Raw genomic sequence first — 16930 nt, 5'->3', positions numbered from 1 at the left:
AAAAGGTTGTCAGCGAATCTAGCATTGTCAGGCCCTTGCGTCACTCCTACGCACCATTGGCATTGTAATTATTATCTGTATCTGTATCTGTATCTGTATCTGTATCTGTATCTGTATCTGTATCTGTATCTGTATCTGTATCTGTATCTGTATTTAAGAAAAATTCATCTATTTTAACTTGGTCAATAAAGCCAGTTTTAATTGATGCTTTCTTAATGTATTGTGCTTGGATGCTATGCAAGTATTGCCGGTGTACCTTGGTAGTTGATTGTTTTACAGAACATGAAATTATGTTATTCTTGACAGTGTATTGTTGGTTGTAAAGGTGTTATCATTTATATTTCCATTGATTTGATGTAGTGATGCTTATATGGTAAACAAAGATCTTTATCTGTTGTTTGAATATGCTAGGATTAAATTTACCGATATTGATAATAAAATAGCTGATTATTTTTATAATAGGCAGCCAGTGGCTAACATTGGCGATATTTCTGAACGAATCGGGGTGTCGACTGCCTCGGTAACGAGATTTTGCAAAAAGATTGGAGTGAATAACTTCAAAGAATTGTTATATCTCTATCAGCAGAAGCTGGACCTGCAAGAACCATTGAAAAATACTCATAGTTCTTTGTATTATGATTATCTGGAAATGGTCAAAGGGGTTGAGGGTAGACTAGCGCTTGATACTGTTTCTGATATTGTTGGTGAAATATATAAACATCGTATTATCCATGTTTTCGGTTTTGGCTATAGTGCGCTTGCTGCCGCTGATTTCAAATTTCGCTTTACCCGTTTGGGAAAATTTGTTGAGATCGTGCAGGATGATAGCTCCATGAGGATGATTACCTCATTATTAAATTCTGACTCTCTAGTGTTGATTCTTTCTTTGAAAGGAAAAAACAAAAAAATGATCGAAAATGTGCAGGAGATGACGAGTAGAGGGATAAAAGTCTTCGCCATCACCGGCAATGAAAAGTCAAAGTTGGTGGAGCATGCAACCGTAAGCCTGTTGACTGCCTCGTTAAGCGGTGAAGAGTCGACTGGAATGATTTCCGGTCAGATTCCGATCCTGATGGTAATCGATCACATTTATGTAAATTATGTCTCTAAATATAAAGAAGAGGCTCATAACTGGATGCTGACAGAAAAACCATTTCTATAATAATACCAGATTTATAGCCTTCAATGTCAATGATGAAAACCCACCTTGTCATGAGGCGGGTTTGATACATGTGAAATTCTTTTTGCTCAGAAGCTATTTGATAAGTCATATATTTTCAAGCCATCTCTTAACTGCTCAAGAGTCGCCTCTCCACGATATGTAACTTGTTTTTTTGCTCCAATTATCTTGCTTGGTAACAGAGTAAAGCTGGACTCAGAGAATATACCATCACCATTATATTCTAAATGCACGAATAGTGCAGGGTAATCTGAGTCTAGTAAAATACAAAGTTCGTTCCCTTTCTCTATTACCTGCCATTCAATCATGCAAGTTATTAACTTTGCTTGTTTATATACTACAGGGCAATAGGTGTTCTCTATGATTTTATCATCACATTGACACGTGACATGGTAAAAAAAACATTTATTATCAGCTGACTCTAGTTGTAAAATTTCATTCCAGAGTGGGATAGCTATATCGGTAGTTATAGTTCCATCAATGAAATCTTCACTTATAAGAGAACCAGCCCATGAAATTTTCATTATCCTAGCGCAATATGATATATCTCGATACTCGTCATTGATGAGATGCAAAGTCAACTGATCATCTTCATGAATAAATGTGACCAACTGTGGGTCGAAAAATCGTTTAGCATGATAGTGTAGCTGCTTCCAGCGACCAGTGTACTCAATGCTTGACCATGAACTGACCGGCCAGCAGTCATTCAGTTGCCAATAAAGAATGCCGCGGCAGATATGTTTGTTCGTACGCCAGTACTCGCTTGCAGTTTTAATGGCTAATGCTTGTTGTACCTGGCTGAGGTAGAGCATATGCTGAAAATTATTCGGGAATCGGAAATACCGGGTGAACATTTCGGTGATGATACTGTTTCCACGACTATTTTTTTGATGTTGTTCGAAGGTCGGCGAGGTGATATTCCACTCTTCTTCACTGCTGAATGTCTTAACTGTAGGAAAAGATGGCCATGACTGGAATCCGAACTCAGAGCAGAATCGAGGCTTAATCTTGCAGTATGCATCAAAGGATTTTCCAGAGTGCCATACATCCCAAAAATGCATATCGCCTTTGTCATCATGATGCCAGGCATCGCCGTAATCGAGATCACCATTGCACGGGGAGCTGGGCCAGAACGTTCGTGAGGGATCTCGGGTATGCACCAGTTCGGCCAGCTTTCTATTCAGGCGATCATAGTTGACTATATAGCGCTCACGATTTGTTTTCGATTCTGGATACCAGTTTATAGCGCCAATCACCTCATTGTCACCGCACCATAGTGCTAGGCAGGGGTGATCGGATAGTCGATCGATTTGCTGTGCTATTTCGCTAACGACATCCTCAATGAAATCTGGAGTAGAGGGGTAAAGAGCGCAAGAGAACATAAAGTCTTGCCAAACAAGTAATCCTAGCTCATCACACAGCTCGTAAAAAATATCTTGTTCATACATACCACCGCCCCAGACTCGGAGCATATTCATGTTGGCGGCCACAGCATCACCGAGCAACTGCTGATAGCGTGCTGGTGTCTGCCTTGAGGGAAGGGCATCAACCGGAATCCAGTTTGCCCCCTTTGCCATGATTGGTAATCCATTAACGATAAAGGTCATGGCCGAACCATATTGATCCGTAGCGGTATATAAGGTGAGTTGGCGCAGTCCCAGTTTTTTAGTTATGCAGCAATCATGCAGTTGTACCGATAGTGGATAGAGTGGTTGATCACCATATCCAACTGGCCACCAGCGTCTTGGTTGGATTACTTCTATCTCATGTTGGTAATGAAAACGGCCGATCTCGTTACCATTTAAGGCAATAACATGGGGTTGACTATCGAATGTGATATTCAACATATGTTCTTGCTGGCCTGCCGTTAGGCACTCATATTCCACATCAATTTTTAAGATGCAGCGATGGTCATCTGGCCACTGCTGGCTAGTTACTACTTGATGGATTTTGGTCTGATAGAGTGGTTGCAACTTGATAGAGTCATAAATTCCGCTGACCATCAGGCAAATTCCCCAATCCCAGCCTGCATGACATTGTGTCTTGCGTAACAGGTTCATGTGGGGGATTTTGTTATTTCCAACGGCCCATGGAATAGGGAGCGGTTGCTTTTTTGAGCGATTTTTAGCAACCAGATCATTTCTGGATAGAACAATTTTAACCTCGTTAACACCAGCCAAGACAAAGGGTAATATATCAATACGGTAGTGCTGGAACATGTTCTCGCAGTGCAAGACATGTTTCTCATTAACATAAAAGTCGGCGGTAGTATCGACCGAGCTCAATTGTAGCTCGATGGCTGAGGCGCAGAGCCACTGTTGAGCGATATGAATATTTTTAGTTAGTGTCCAGTCACTTTCCCCCACCCATTGCACATCATCCTCATTGCAACCAAAGTAGGGATCAACAATAACTCCCTGCTTAATAAGTGCTGAGTGAATGTCGCCAGGCAGCTTGCACTCCAATTCAAGTTCAGGGTGCTGTGGTGAGCGTAATGTCCAACTTCCATCCAAAGAGATCGTGTTCATAAAAAACCTGTTTTACATCCCGTGTCTGAAGTGCACCACCCGCAGGAGGCAGAATATCTTTTATGCCAGAGCTGCAGCCAGCTGTTCGGCAATCTCTTGGTTATTCTGAGTGGCATGGAGTTTTTCGCGAAAATCTTTGTGCATCAACTTTCTGGCCAGTGATGAGAAAATCTTCATGTGTTGGGCGCTGTCATTGTTGTTTAAAGTCAGCATGATGATGAAGTCGATCTCCCCTGTATCGCCTTGCCAATGAATAGGTTTAGCCAATCTAGCCATCGAGATGGTTGAGTGTTGAAGATGCTCAGACTTGGTGTGGGGGATGGCAAAGCCAAATCCGAGATCAGTAGAAAAGACAGCTTCTCTGGCCCAGAGATCATTTTCCAGCGCGTGGCTGTTATTAGTTCTGCCCGTAATGCCAAGATTACCAACCAAGGCTTGTATGGCCTCTTCTTTGGAGGCGTACTCTGCATCAAGGAAGATGCACTCAGAGGCGATAATCGGCTTGTCATTAGTATCGAGTTGCGTCTTGTCCAGCATGGTTTCAATTTCTCTTCTGGTGGCACATTGACATGCCCGCAAGAAAAGTGCCCGACACTGTTGGTAGTTCATGTTGGCCAACCTGGCCTTGGTGGCCAAAATTGCAGGTGTGCTCATGCTCAGTTCGTCCAGCCCTGATCCGAGCAAGAGAGGCAGGGCGCGATGATCGCTGCCTAACTCTCCGCATAGACCTACCCAGCAGTTATATTGATGTGCTGTCGACACCACCTGTTTCAGCATACGCAAAAATGACGGCACCAGGCTGCTGTAGAGATAGGAGATACTTTGGTTATCACGATCTATCGCTAGCAGGTATTGGGTCATATCGTTGGAGCCAATACTGAGAAAATCGACCTCTTGGCAAATGTGATCGAGAATGAAAACTGTGGACGGGATTTCTACCATGATGCCAATCTCGATATGCTCCGAGAATGGAATCCCCTCATGAGTCAGCTGATATTTTACCTCTTCCAGTTGTGATTTAACCCAACGGATCTCTTCAATACTGTTTATCATGGGGAACATGATTCGGGATTTGCCATGCACTGAGGCTCGCAATAGGGCCCGCAACTGACAGTGGAACAGCGTCAGAAATTTAGGATAAATGCGAACTGCGCGATACCCCAGAAAGGGGTTGTTTTCTGTTGGTAAGTTTAAATAGGCGAGCGGCTTGTCACCACCGATATCAATTGTGCGGAAGATGATGCTATTTCCCCCTCCGTTTATCAATGCATCACGATAACATTCATAAAGCTCATCTTCGGTCGGAGCTTGATCGCGATCCATATAAGCCATTTCGGTTCTGAACAGGCCTACGCCATCGGCACCAGCATTCAGTGTTGCTTGTACTTCAATTGGATGAGTTATGTTGGCCCCCACCTCAATGGTATGGCCGTCTAATGTGGCAATCTGTTTGCCAATATAGATTTGTTCGCTATATACACGCTGCTTGGAAATTTTAATGGCCCGCTCGAAGTAGCGAGTGGTTCCTTCATTTGGGTTAATAGCGATGATCCCTAGTTGGCTATCCATATAAGCAAGTTGGTGACCATAATCATGCTTATCTTGCAGTTCTCCGCATACTAATGTCGGAATATTAAATGATTTTGCTAGAATAATTGTATGTGAGGTGTGGCTGGCTTTGGCGAGGACCAGCCCTTTAAAATGTGTTTTATCAATTTTTAAAAACTGACTAGGAGTCATTTCATGCGCAATTACAATGCTGTCTTCCGTCAGTGTCGAGTCTTCCTGATGATGTTGGGGATAAGCCGCAGAGAGTAATTGCAAACCCAAGTCTTGCAGATCGAGGGTTCGTGCACGTAAATATTCACTGCTAGCACCATTGAATTTAGATATATATTCATCGATGGTGGCGATGATAGCGTTAGCTGTCGAATTATGAGTGAGGCGATGAGTAATGCCCGCAATAAGGTTATGATCTGTGACCATCGAAAGATGGCTAGTCAGGATGTCAGCCTCAGGACCTGTTGCGAGGCATAACTCATGTTTAATATTTTTTACTACAGTGTTGTGCGCGTTGGTAAAGCGTTCTTCTTCTTGTTCACGAAAGTCAGTAGCATAGCTATGAAGCGTGACGGAACCAAATTTAACCAACCTGCCTTTTACAATGCCACTGACCAATGATTTGCCATGGATTAATGTAGGGCAATAGTTTATGAGTGATTTCGGAAGGTAGATCTGTTTTTCTTCAGTAATGGCTTTCAAAGGCTCGTCACAGAGAGGGAACTCATTGTTAATATATATCTTAAGGATTTCAAAAGCATATTTAGCATCACTACCTTCGCATGATATGGTACAGTTATCTTTATGTATGGTATCTGTTCCTATTAGTTCAAGTGCACTTTTAGCATCCCCAGATTTGTTCGTTCTGTGATTGGTAAGCATAACCTGACAGGAAAATAGACGGCATTTTTTTTCTAAATGGCTGGCGGGTCTGGCGTGTATACCGTTCGGAAGATTACATTGAAACATCAACTCATACTTCATACATAAATCCTTTGTCTGAAAATGAAGTGTTATGCCACTACATATAATAAGATTAAGTTTGGGGGACAATGAAATGTGCGAACAAAACAGTAATCTTTAAATTGCAAATTATATTCTGTGCTTGCGGTACCATATATGCGAGACATAATGTCGCTGATGATCAATACCCCACAGATATCGCGATAATTAATACTATCTACTAATGAAATCAAAAATTGTGATTAATATCACCTTGTTGGTTATTTTTTTCTTGTTTTGACCTGTCCGTGACGCCGATCTCATATTTTTAGTGAAAATAATTTCATGATGCATTCATCTTAATGATTACAAACTCAGAGAGGAATGAATATGGGCAACAGCGTTGTCGCTATCACTGCATGTGCAGCAGGGATAGCGCATACCTATATGGCGGCCGAAGCCTTCGAGGTGGCAGCAGAGGAGTATGGCTTTAAGGTTAAGGTGGAGACTCAAGGTTCCATTGGGGCGGAAAATGTACTGACGGAGGAAGAGATAGCCCAGGCGGATGTGGTCATTGTTGCCTCTGATATTGAAATCGAATTAAGTCGTTTTGTCGGGAAAAAAGTATACAAAACTCGACCAAAGGAGGCTATCAAGGATGCTCATGGGCTGGTAGAGAAAGCGCTCAGGGAAGGGATTATCTTTGGTAGTAAAGGCACTGAAGTTGGCAACATTACTTTGGGGAAAACCAACGAGAATGGTTTTATCCAGCACATCATGAGCGGTATCTCTTACATGGTGCCTATGGTGATTGCTGCGGGTCTTTTACTCGCAATCGCCAATATTTTTGCTTTCCAGCGCGATGACTTGGGTCGTATGGTTGCGTGGGGATTTGATCGTAGCACCCCAATGGGTGAGCTGATGTATAGCCTTTTCCAGGTAGGCCAAGTTGGTTTCAAGTTGATGATCCCACTATTTGCTGGTTTTGTGGCAAATTCCATCGCCTCTCGTCCAGCTATTGCACCTGCCATGATTGGTGCCTATATAGCTAACGATGCTGCTTTCCTTGGCACTGAGACAGGTGGTGGCTTCTTGTCAGCCATTCTGGTGGCTTTTACGGTTGGCTATTTTGTTCGCTACCTCAAGTTGATCAAATGGCCGAAAATCCTGCAGCCGCTTGTACCCATAATGATCCTGCCACTGATTGCGACTTTCTTTATTACTATTGTGGTTAAGTATTTGATTGGATCGCCAATCGCCAGTGGCATGGGCGCTATGTATGACTGGTTGACTTGGCTGACTCTGAATTACAGTGCTTCAACTTTTGTGATCGGTGCCATTATCGGTGCCATGATTGGTTTTGACTTTGGTGGCCCGGTCAACAAAACTGCACTGATTTTCGGTACTGCGGTGTTCACCGATACTGTTGCCAAATATGGTATTGAAGGGGCTAATTTTGTACCAGGAACGGCAGCTCAGGCTGCAATTTCCGTGGCTCCGCTAGGTATCTTTCTTGCTTCTAAATTGTTCAGTCGTCGTTTCAATCAAACTGAAAAAATAGCTGCCAACTCAGCGTTTGGTATGGGTATTGTCGGTGTCACTGAGGGGGCTATTCCTTTTGCTGCGGCACATCCACTGCAGGTGATAACCTCTAGTGTGGCTGGCTCTGCACTTGCAGGAGGTTTGGTCGGTTGGTTTGATGTGAAGTTTTACGGTGGTATTGGTTCACCATTGGGGACTTTCGTTGGATATATTGAGCAGCCAATTCCTTTCGTCACTTGGATATTATGTACCATGTCGGGTATTACCCTGACCGCAATTATGATCGGGATGTGGCGAAAACCTGTGGCAGCAGAAGAAAAATCAGCGGCAACAATCGAATCTGCAAGTGTAACCACAGCCCAAAATGTGAAGTGAGGAAAGGTATGAAACCGGTATTTTATTCAGACCATATTATTGTTGATACTGCATCTAAGACCCAGCAACAGGCATTCGAATTTATTGCACGCCATATTTTTGAAATGGGATATGTGGCTGATGCTAAAGCATATGAAGCAGGGCTTTTTCATCGTGAGCAGGAGTCCAGTACTGGTCTGACAGGAGGCGTCGCGATTCCTCATTGCAAAAGTGCAACCGTTAAGTATGCCGGAGTATTTGTTGTCCGCTTTAGCAACCATATTGAGTGGGAGACTATGGATGAGCAATCTGTTCATACTGCAGTGGTGCTATCTATCCCAGAAAATGGTAATGAGGAATATGTTCGGATGTTGACCAAGCTCTCTCGCTGCATGGTGCGGAAAGCCTTTCGAGATGTTCTCATCGAGGGCGATAGTACCGAGGTAGACTCCGTCATCTTATCTGCCATTCAGTGAATTAAATAGAGTAGTAGCTAATGTCAAAAACCTATCATGTGATTTCACATACACACTGGGATTATGAGTGGTATTTCACCCAGAATGAATCGCTGATCCAGCTTGTCTATCATATGGATGAGTTAATGATGGCACTGGAGTGTCGTGAACTTGACAATTATCTTTTAGATGGTCAATTAAGCATTGTTGAAGATTATTTGGCGATTTGTCCTGAACAGACCGAAAGATTAAAGAGCTTGGTGAAATCCGGTCGTTTAAAAATTGGTCCTTGGTATACCCAATCAGATTTACTGACTATTGGTGGTGAATCCATCATCAGAAACCTGATGGCAGGTATGCAGATGGCGGACTCTGTTGGGCAGACGATGAAGATTGGCTATGTGCCGGACTCTTTCGGACAATCCGTTGATATGCCAAAAATATACAATGGCGTCGGTATTAACAAGACTGTATTTTGGCGTGGTCTATCTTCTGATAAATGTGCATCTAGAGAATTTATCTGGTGTAGTGAAGATGGTAGCCAGGTGACGGCCTATAACATCAAGAATGGTTATTTTGTCGGTAGTCATATTATGGATGTTGATGACCCTTCCGCGTTGGTAAATCTAGTTAGTGAAGGTGCAAATGCAAATAACGTAGTGGTTCCCTTGGGGGGGGACCAGCGCTATGTGGATATAGGGTTAAAAGAGCGTATTAAGCTCGCTAATAGTTTTTCACCTGCGCAGAAATTCATTGAGAGCAGTTACGAAGATTTTTTTGCAGCGTTGCAAAATGAACATCTTGATTTGCCGGTGGTTCACGGAGAGTTGATTGATGGGCAGGTCTCTAAAATTCACCGTTCAATATACTCATCCCGATATGACCACAAGTATCTTAATGATTACGTCGAGCGTACTTTGACGCTGCAACTTGAACCATTGATGTTAATAGCTAAGGAGATGGGGGTCGCCACAAAACCAGGTTTGGTTTCCAGTATCTGGAAGTGCCTGATGCGTAACCATGCGCACGACAGCGCGGGTGGTTGCAATACCGACAAAACCAACAAGATTATTTTGTCACGTTATGAACAAGCCAAGCAGATGCTGGACTCATCGCTAGAGTATCTGGTCCGAAAAATGTCTATATCTCATGCTAAAAACAGTGAAAACATGGATGGGAATGTGACGATATTTAATACATTGCCATATGCTAGGGAGGTGATTTTCAAACTTGATATATCCACTCTGAACGAGCGTTTTTCACTCTATGACATGAATGGCCAGGTTGTTAGCTTTGATGTGGTCGAGTTAAAAAGAGTTTATCGAGGCAGTATCAAACGCAGCGAAAAAGAGCATGACGATGATCTCTATTACTACCAAAGCATAATTGAGCTCCGCTATCGTTTGCCTGCCTCTGGCTGTTGCACATTACAGGTTAAGGAGATTGCCCATTCCGATAACGATTATCTCGAAGCGCTTTCATTCGTGGACTCTAGCCTTGAGAATGAGTCATTTTTGTTGACGCTCGCAGATGGCCAGTTTGACCTCTATGATAAGGTTCGCCAATGTTGGTGGCGTGACTGTATCCATATTGTGGATATGGGGGACGATGGGGACACCTATGATTACTCGCCTCCAAGCCAGGACTGGCGGCTCAAACTCGACTGGCATGAAGCAGTTTGCACCATCGTCAAAGGTGGTTTTTCCGAGCGAATGATCCTCGTTGGACGTTGGCATTTGCCGGTATCATTGGATTCCAGAGTTGCTCGGCAGCGTGATGGTTATGTGGATTATCAGATTGAAATTGCCCTGAAAGCCTCCTCGAAAGAGCTTGGTATTTTGCCTGTTGAATTGACCATTGAACTGGACAATCAGGTGAAAGATCACCGAATGCAGCTCGTTATTAATACACCTTTTGCTACTAATAGTTGCTGGGCAGATAGTCAGTTTGGTGTGGTGGAACGGGCTAATCATCCTGAGCATTTGCATGACTGGCGATCTTTGGGTTGGAAGGAAGAGCCATCAGCAATTTATCCGATGCTGCATTTTGCCAATCTTCATAATTCGGAGAATAGCCTCTCGGTGTTGAGCAAGGGAATCAAAGAGTATGAGATTATTGCAGATAACAGCCTAGCGTTGACGCTCTATCGCAGTATTGGTTGGTTAGGCAAACCCGATCTATTGCGCCGTCCAGGTATTGCTTCTGGTCAACAATTCAAATATATCGAGACGCCAGATAGTCAACTGTTAGGGAAATTGACCTGTGAATTGGCTTTGTTAATTGAAGGGACATTTGTGCCAGCCAAGATCCTGTCAGCATGGCAATGTTATGCGATTACCCCCCTATATTATCAGGAGCAGTCACTGAATCTTTTTACCAATACCATGCGCTATTTTGTGACGCATCCATTGACTCATCCAACCCCGATGTGGCGTCAGGGTATCGAAGTTGATACGACAGCCTTGGTCCTCAGTGCCATCAAGCCAGCAGTGAATAGTGGTGGAACTGTCATAAGGCTCTATAACCCTGCGGCTGAAGAGATTGACGTCGGTGGGTGGATAAATCTACCCAGTGATATCAGGTCAGTGACGGAAACTAATTTACTGGAAGAACCTATTTCTTCAATGGAGTGCGTATCACACCGGTTTGAACTTGGAAAATTCAAGGCCAAGCAGATAAAGACATTCTTGCTCAGCTGAGAAATTTATAGAAATAAAATTAATGTTACGAGGTATAAAATGAATATATTGGCAGTTACATCTTGTCCATCTGGTGTTGCGAATACCTTTATGGCTGCAGAGTCTCTCGAAATGGCAGCTAAAGAACGCGGCTGGGAGATAAAAGTGGAAACTCAGGGGGCTCTAGGTATTGATAATGTAATTTCTGAGCAAGATATTTCTCAAGCCGATGTTGTGATCCTGACCAACAATGTAAAAATCCAGAATGAAGATCGCTTTTTGGATATGATTGTGGTTCGCATCAGCGTGTCAGAAGCGATTCGAAATGCAGACAAGGTCATGGACGATATGATGAGTTTGCTGGCGGTGTCCATATGAGCTCGAATGCCTGATTATCACCTGACACCGGCCTCAAACTGGTGTCTCGTTTACGCTACTTTAGGACCTTGTTACTCAAATTGGGGGACTATCTTCGACCTCGGTGAGCTGATCCTGTAGAACAGTCTTCGAGTGCATCAGATGGGCAAGTCTATGCATGAGATCAGCAACTGGCAACAACACAACCAAGCCTTGCAGCAACACGGTTCGTTGACCATAAGGACTACATACTATTGAACAGTGGCACTGTAAAACCCACTATGGTCGCTGAGGATGTGGTTTCCACTACAGGTGAATACCGTCTCCATAAAAGCGGAGCTCTGAGGATGGGTATGCTTTTGTAGAAATGCCCGTCATAGTGACTTGACGGGCATTACACATTAGCAATAAAGGTATTTATCAGGCTTGCAGCCAGGTTTCGATGCTGCGCTGGATGCCAGCATCGTCCAGACCGAGCAGGGCATAGATCTCCTGCTGGGTGCCCTGTTCGACGAAGCGATCCGGCAGGCCGAGGTTGAGCACCGGCTTGCACTGTTTGCTGCGCATCAGCAGCTCGTTCACTGCCGAACCGGCGCCGCCCATGATGGCGTTGTCTTCGATAGTGACGAAGTGATCGTGGCTGGCCGCTAGCGACAGCACCAGTGCCTCATCCATCGGTTTGACGAAGCGCATGTCCACCAGAGTGGCATCCAGTGCCTCTGCGGCCGCTTTCGCGTGGTGCAGCAGGGTACCAAAGGCCAGAATTGCGGTGCCCTTGCCTTCTCGCAGGATTCGTCCCTTGCCAAGCTCCAGCGCCTGCATCTCTGACGAGATGGGGGTGTCGCTCAGGCTGCTGCCGCGCGGGTAACGCACAGCGGCAGGGCCCTGATGGAGATAGCCGGTATAGAGCATCTGGCGGCATTCGCTCTCGTCAGATGGCGTCATCACTACCATGTTGGGCACGGTGCGCAGGAAGCTGATGTCGAACGCCCCCTGATGGGTCGGGCCGTCGGCACCCACCAAACCGGCCCGGTCGATGGCGAACAGCACCGGTAGATCTTGCAGCGCTACGTCGTGGATCACCTGATCGTAGGCACGCTGCAGGAAGCTCGAATAGATGGCGACCACCGGCTTCTTGTCGGCGATGGCGAGACCGGCGGCGAACGTGACCGCATGTTGCTCGGCAATCGCCACATCAAAGTAGCGATCCGGATACTGCTGGCTGAATTTCACCAGCCCGGAACCTTCGCGCATGGCGGGGGTGATGCCGACGAGCTTCTCGTCTTTGGCAGCCATGTCGCACAGCCATTGGCCAAAGATGGCGGAGAAGGTTGGTTTGGCGCTGCTCGCCTTGGGCAGGGAGCAATCGTCAGGATTGAACTTGGGCACGGCGTGATAACCGATGGGATCTTTCTCCGCCGGCTCGTAACCCTTGCCCTTCTTGGTCTTGACGTGCAGCAGTTGCGGGCCCTTGAGGTTGCGCATATTGCGCAGGGTCTCGACCAGCGCCTCGATATCGTGCCCGTCGATGGGGCCGATATAGTTGAAGCCAAACTCCTCGAACAGAGTACCGGGCACCACCATCCCCTTGAGGTGCTCTTCGGCCCGCTTGGCCAGCTCCTTGACCGGCGGCAGACCCGCCAGCACCTTCTTGCCGCCTTCGCGGATGGTGGTGTAGAGCTTGCCGGACATGACCCGGGCCAGATGGTTGTTGAGCGCGCCGACATTCTCGGAGATGGACATCTCGTTGTCGTTGAGGATCACCAGCATGTCCTTGTGAACATCGCCGGCGTGGTTGAGCGCTTCAAAGGCCATCCCTGCGGTAATGGCACCATCACCAATCACCGCCACCACCTTGCGGCCCAGCCCTTCGCTCTCGGCGGCGACCGCCATGCCGAGCGCCGCACCGATGGAGGTGCTGGAGTGGCCGACGGAGAGCACGTCGTACTCGCTCTCGCCACGCCAGGGGAAGGGGTGCAGACCATCTTTCTGACGGATGGTGTGGATCTGATCACGGCGCCCGGTCAGGATCTTGTGGGGATAGGCCTGATGGCCCACGTCCCAGATCAACCGATCGAACGGGGTGTTGTAGACGTAGTGCAGGGCCACGGTCAATTCGACCGTGCCGAGACCGGAGGCAAAGTGTCCGCTGGAGCGGCTGACAGAGCGCAGCAGATATTCGCGCAGCTCGTTGCACAGCACCGGCAGCCGATCTTTGGGCAAGGAACGCAGCTCGACCGGAGTGTCCGCGAGGGCCAGGTTGGGGAAATTGCTAATATCAACGCTCATATTGTTACTGTTATCCAGCGTTTAGTGGGTTCGCTCGATGATGTAATCGGCAAACGCTTCCAGAATGTCGGTATTGTAGGGCAAGGATTGCAGGGCTGTTAAGGCTTTCCCATGCAGTTCGCGAGCCAGCTCACGGGCATTTTCGAGTCCGAGCAGGGCCGGATAGGTGCTTTTCTCCAGCGCCAGGTCAGAACCTTGTGGCTTGCCCAGGGTGGCGGTATCACCGGTGATGTCGAGGATGTCATCCTGCACCTGGAAGGCCAGCCCGATGGCTGCGGCGTAGGTTTGCAGCGCAGCCAGTGTGGCGTCATCGACATCGGCTTTGCACAGGGCGCCGAGCTTCACTGCGCACTCAATCAGCGCGCCAGTCTTGTGGCGGTGTACCTGTTCCAGCTCGGCCAGTGAGATCTGGCGACCTTCGGCCTGCAGATCCAGCGCCTGACCGCCACACATACCGAGATAGCCGGAGGCGCGGGCGAGGGTACTCAGCATCCGCACCCGGTTGGCCATCAAGGTATCGGGCATGGGGTGGTCGGCCAGAATGGAGAACGCCAGGGTCTGCAGCGCATCACCGGCCAGAATGGCGGTCCCTTCGTCAAACGCCTTGTGAACGGTTGGCTGGCCGCGACGCAGGTCGTCGTTATCCATGGCGGGCAGGTCATCATGCAGCAGGGAGTAGGCGTGGATGCACTCCACGGCAGCCGCGGGGCCATCCAGCAGTTCGCTCTTTACCCCTAGCATCTCGCCGACCGCGTAGACCAGAAACGGGCGCACCCGCTTGCCGCCCAGCAGCAGGCCGTAACTCATGGCATCGCGCAGACGCGGCGCCATGGCGGGCAAGGATTCAAGTTGTGCTGACAGACAGTCGTCAATACGCTGACGATGCAGACGGGAAAAATGGTCCAGCGCCACTCACTCCTCTCCTTGTTCTGGCTGGAAGGGGGCGAGCTGGTCACTGCCATCGGCTTGACTGAGCAGGATCTGGATCTTCTGTTCGGCCAGTTCCAGCTTCTGCTGACCGGCCCGTACCAGATGAACGCCTTGCTCGAACTGCTTGAGCGCCTCTTCCAGGGGTAGGGAACCTTGTTCCAGCTGATGAACGATGGTTTCCAGCTCTTCCAGAGTGGCATCAAAACTCAGGCGGTCGATTTTTTTACTGGCCATGTCCATCCTCGGGGATTGAAAAAAACGGCTTATATTAACATCGACCGTCCACAGGGGGGAGGCAGAAAAGCACTGGCTCCTCAAACTCTCGCTAAACTGGCCGATAATGAGCCATCATTCTCAGTAGATGCATGCTTGCCGCATGGGTCGCAATAGCAGAAAATTCAACAAACTATAAATAGACATAAGAACCGGTGACAGGAGTAGGGACGTGGATCTAGGCAGTCTTATAGGGATAGTGCTGGGTTTCGGGGTGGTGGTGTACGGCATGCTGCTGGGTGGGCCCATGAGTATGTACGTGGATATGCCATCGGTCTACATCACCATATTGGGTTCCATCTTCATCGCCATGATGAAGTTCAACATTGGTCAGTTCCTGATGGCATTCAAGGTGGCGGGTAAAGCCTTTATGTACAAGGGCGACAAGCTTGAAGACCTGATCACCAAAGCAGTTGAACTGGCTGACGCGGCTCGCAAAGGGGGTTTTCTGGCACTGGAGGCCGCAGAGATCCCCAATCCATTTATGAAAAAAGGGATCGACATGCTGGTGGATGGTCACGATGCCGATGTGGTGCGTGCCGTGATGGAAAAGGATATTGACCTGACAGCAGAGCGCCATGTCATTGCCATCAAGGTCTTCCGTACCCTTGGGGATCTGGGCCCGGCCATGGGGATGATAGGTACGCTGGTGGGCTTGGTGGCCATGTTGGCCAACATGAGTGACCCCAAGTCGATCGGTCCGGCGATGGCGGTGGCATTGCTCACCACCCTCTACGGTGCGATTGAGGCCAACATGATAGCGATTCCCATCGCCGACAAGCTGGAGCTGCGCAGCGGGGAGGAGAAACTCAGCCGTACCCTGATCCTCGATGCGATTATGGGGATTCAGGATGGCCAGAATCCGCGGGTGATCCAGTCCATGCTGCAGAACTATCTGAACCAGTCCAAACGTAATACCGGCACCGAGTAGGGGGCGCTATGTCTGATTGCAAGTGCCCGCCACCTGGGCTGCCCGGTTATATGGGCACCTTTGCCGACCTGATGTCGCTGCTCATGTGCTTCTTCGTGTTGCTGCTCTCTTTTGCCGAGATGGATGTGCAGAAGTTCAAGCAGATAGCCGGCTCCATGGACAAGGCATTCGGTGTACAGAACATCCTCGAAGTGAAAGATATTCCCAAGGGAACCTCGGTGATCGCCCAGGAGTTCAGGCCCGGTCGCCCGGAACCCACGCCCATTGATACCGTGATGCAGCAGACCATCGATATGACCCAGACCGAGCTGGAATTTCTGCCTGGCGAGTCGGATCAGGCCGGTGGTCAGGACAAGAGTGATGGCAAGCAGACGGGGGGCGATACTGCTCAGGATGCACAGAAGGCGCAGCAGCAGTCCAATACCCTGGCCAAAGCCCTTGCCGAGCAGATGAAAGATCAGATCCAGGATGGCGCCATCGAGATTGAGGCGCTGGGCCAGCAGATCATTATCCGGATCAGGGAAAAAGCGTCGTTCCCGGCCGGTTCGGCGTTTCTGCAGCCCCAGTTCTGGCCAGTCATTCGCAAGGTGGCGACCCTGCTCAAGGATGTGCCGGGGGAAATCACCATCTCCGGCCATACCGATAATGTGGCGACCGAAGATGAGCTGTTCCAGTCTAACTGGGAGCTCTCTTCGCAACGGGCGGTGGCGGTGGCGCACCAGATGATCAAGGTCCCCGGTTTTGATCAGGGGCGGCTGGTGGTGCAGGGAATGGCGGATTCCCAGCCACTGGTGCCCAACACCACTCCGGAAAATCGTCGGATGAACCGGCGGGTGGAGATCGCCATCATGCAGGGTAAACCGACCGTTTCGGCTCCCATTTCAGTACCGGAAGGGAAGTAAGCGAGGGGA

13 protein-coding genes are annotated in these 16930 nt (G+C 48.0%); 7 read left to right on the top strand and 6 right to left on the bottom strand.

The window, feature by feature from the left end:
- Positions 1-46: 46 nt before the first annotated feature.
- Positions 47-241 (bottom strand): hypothetical protein, encoded by a 195-nt coding sequence (locus tag I6G90_RS11885; RefSeq protein ID WP_197927643.1) that lies wholly within the window; start codon positions 239-241, stop codon positions 47-49.
- Between the two features lie 129 nt (positions 242-370).
- Between I6G90_RS11885 and I6G90_RS11880 the strand changes: the two genes are divergently transcribed.
- The gene (locus I6G90_RS11880) at positions 371-1162 is read left to right on the top strand and encodes a MurR/RpiR family transcriptional regulator (protein ID WP_197927641.1); all 792 of its coding nucleotides are present in this window, start codon (positions 371-373) and stop codon (positions 1160-1162) included.
- A gap of 86 nt (positions 1163-1248) precedes the next feature.
- Here I6G90_RS11880 and I6G90_RS11875 read toward each other — a convergent pair whose 3' ends face one another.
- Together I6G90_RS11875 and ptsP are read right to left on the bottom strand one after the other, a co-directional pair.
- Positions 1249-3708 carry a beta-mannosidase gene (locus tag I6G90_RS11875; RefSeq protein WP_197927639.1) on the bottom strand — a complete coding sequence of 820 codons (2460 nt, stop codon included), beginning with the start codon at positions 3706-3708 and terminating at the stop codon, positions 1249-1251.
- Between the two features lie 60 nt (positions 3709-3768).
- Positions 3769-6252: a phosphoenolpyruvate--protein phosphotransferase gene (ptsP, locus tag I6G90_RS11870; RefSeq protein WP_197927637.1), complete on the bottom strand. Its 2484-nt coding sequence runs from the start codon at positions 6250-6252 to the stop codon at positions 3769-3771.
- Between the two features lie 348 nt (positions 6253-6600).
- On the opposite strand from ptsP, the gene I6G90_RS11865 reads away from it, so the two are divergent.
- The 4 genes from I6G90_RS11865 to I6G90_RS11850 are packed head-to-tail and all read left to right on the top strand — an operon-like array spanning position 6601 to position 11617.
- Positions 6601-8127 carry a PTS fructose transporter subunit IIC gene (locus I6G90_RS11865; RefSeq protein WP_197927635.1) on the top strand — a complete coding sequence of 509 codons (1527 nt, stop codon included), beginning with the start codon at positions 6601-6603 and terminating at the stop codon, positions 8125-8127.
- An 8-nt stretch (positions 8128-8135) separates the two neighbouring features.
- Positions 8136-8582 (top strand): PTS sugar transporter subunit IIA, encoded by a 447-nt coding sequence (locus I6G90_RS11860; RefSeq protein WP_197927633.1) that lies wholly within the window; start codon positions 8136-8138, stop codon positions 8580-8582.
- Between the two features lie 20 nt (positions 8583-8602).
- Positions 8603-11260, top strand: a complete 2658-nt coding sequence (locus tag I6G90_RS11855) for a glycoside hydrolase family 38 N-terminal domain-containing protein (RefSeq protein WP_197927631.1) — start codon at positions 8603-8605, stop codon at positions 11258-11260.
- A 39-nt stretch (positions 11261-11299) separates the two neighbouring features.
- Positions 11300-11617, top strand: a complete 318-nt coding sequence (locus I6G90_RS11850; RefSeq protein WP_197927629.1) for a PTS fructose-like transporter subunit IIB — start codon at positions 11300-11302, stop codon at positions 11615-11617.
- A gap of 399 nt (positions 11618-12016) precedes the next feature.
- Here I6G90_RS11850 and dxs read toward each other — a convergent pair whose 3' ends face one another.
- From dxs to xseB, 3 genes are read right to left on the bottom strand one after another with little or no spacing between them, the layout of a single operon-like run.
- On the bottom strand, positions 12017-13885 hold the full coding sequence (dxs, locus tag I6G90_RS11845; protein WP_197927627.1) for a 1-deoxy-D-xylulose-5-phosphate synthase: 1869 nt from the start codon (positions 13883-13885) through the stop codon (positions 12017-12019).
- Positions 13886-13906: 21 nt separating this feature from the next.
- Positions 13907-14797: a (2E,6E)-farnesyl diphosphate synthase gene (gene ispA / locus I6G90_RS11840; RefSeq protein WP_197927625.1), complete on the bottom strand. Its 891-nt coding sequence runs from the start codon at positions 14795-14797 to the stop codon at positions 13907-13909.
- On the bottom strand, positions 14798-15049 hold the full coding sequence (gene xseB, locus I6G90_RS11835; protein WP_005338838.1) for an exodeoxyribonuclease VII small subunit: 252 nt from the start codon (positions 15047-15049) through the stop codon (positions 14798-14800).
- Between the two features lie 211 nt (positions 15050-15260).
- Between xseB and pomA the strand changes: the two genes are divergently transcribed.
- Complete coding sequence (gene pomA / locus I6G90_RS11830; RefSeq protein WP_042060088.1) at positions 15261-16019, top strand: flagellar motor protein PomA; 759 nt, start codon at positions 15261-15263, stop codon at positions 16017-16019.
- An 8-nt stretch (positions 16020-16027) separates the two neighbouring features.
- On the top strand, positions 16028-16921 hold the full coding sequence (locus I6G90_RS11825; protein ID WP_042060090.1) for a flagellar motor protein MotB: 894 nt from the start codon (positions 16028-16030) through the stop codon (positions 16919-16921).
- Positions 16922-16930 lie beyond the last annotated feature (9 nt).

It is taken from the genome of Aeromonas allosaccharophila, from assembly GCF_016026615.1.
GTDB classification, from domain to species: Bacteria; Pseudomonadota; Gammaproteobacteria; order Enterobacterales; family Aeromonadaceae; genus Aeromonas; species Aeromonas allosaccharophila.
The sequence above is the reverse complement of the archived record's forward strand: the minus strand, read 5'-3'. Positions and strand labels throughout refer to the sequence as shown.

Excerpts from the sequence above, each read along its gene's own strand:
- I6G90_RS11860 (WP_197927633.1), top strand. The coding sequence starts at position 8,136 with ATGAAACCGGTATTTTATTCAGACCATATTATTGTTGATACTGCATCT.
- I6G90_RS11825 (WP_042060090.1), top strand. The coding sequence starts at position 16,028 with ATGTCTGATTGCAAGTGCCCGCCACCTGGGCTGCCCGGTTATATGGGC.
- I6G90_RS11850 (WP_197927629.1), top strand. The coding sequence starts at position 11,300 with ATGAATATATTGGCAGTTACATCTTGTCCATCTGGTGTTGCGAATACC.
- dxs (WP_197927627.1), bottom strand. The coding sequence starts at position 13,885 with ATGAGCGTTGATATTAGCAATTTCCCCAACCTGGCCCTCGCGGACACT.
- I6G90_RS11875 (WP_197927639.1), bottom strand. The coding sequence starts at position 3,708 with ATGAACACGATCTCTTTGGATGGAAGTTGGACATTACGCTCACCACAG.
- xseB (WP_005338838.1), bottom strand. The coding sequence starts at position 15,049 with ATGGCCAGTAAAAAAATCGACCGCCTGAGTTTTGATGCCACTCTGGAA.
- ptsP (WP_197927637.1), bottom strand. The coding sequence starts at position 6,252 with ATGAAGTATGAGTTGATGTTTCAATGTAATCTTCCGAACGGTATACAC.
- I6G90_RS11865 (WP_197927635.1), top strand. The coding sequence starts at position 6,601 with ATGGGCAACAGCGTTGTCGCTATCACTGCATGTGCAGCAGGGATAGCG.
- I6G90_RS11855 (WP_197927631.1), top strand. The coding sequence starts at position 8,603 with ATGTCAAAAACCTATCATGTGATTTCACATACACACTGGGATTATGAG.
- I6G90_RS11880 (WP_197927641.1), top strand. The coding sequence starts at position 371 with ATGGTAAACAAAGATCTTTATCTGTTGTTTGAATATGCTAGGATTAAA.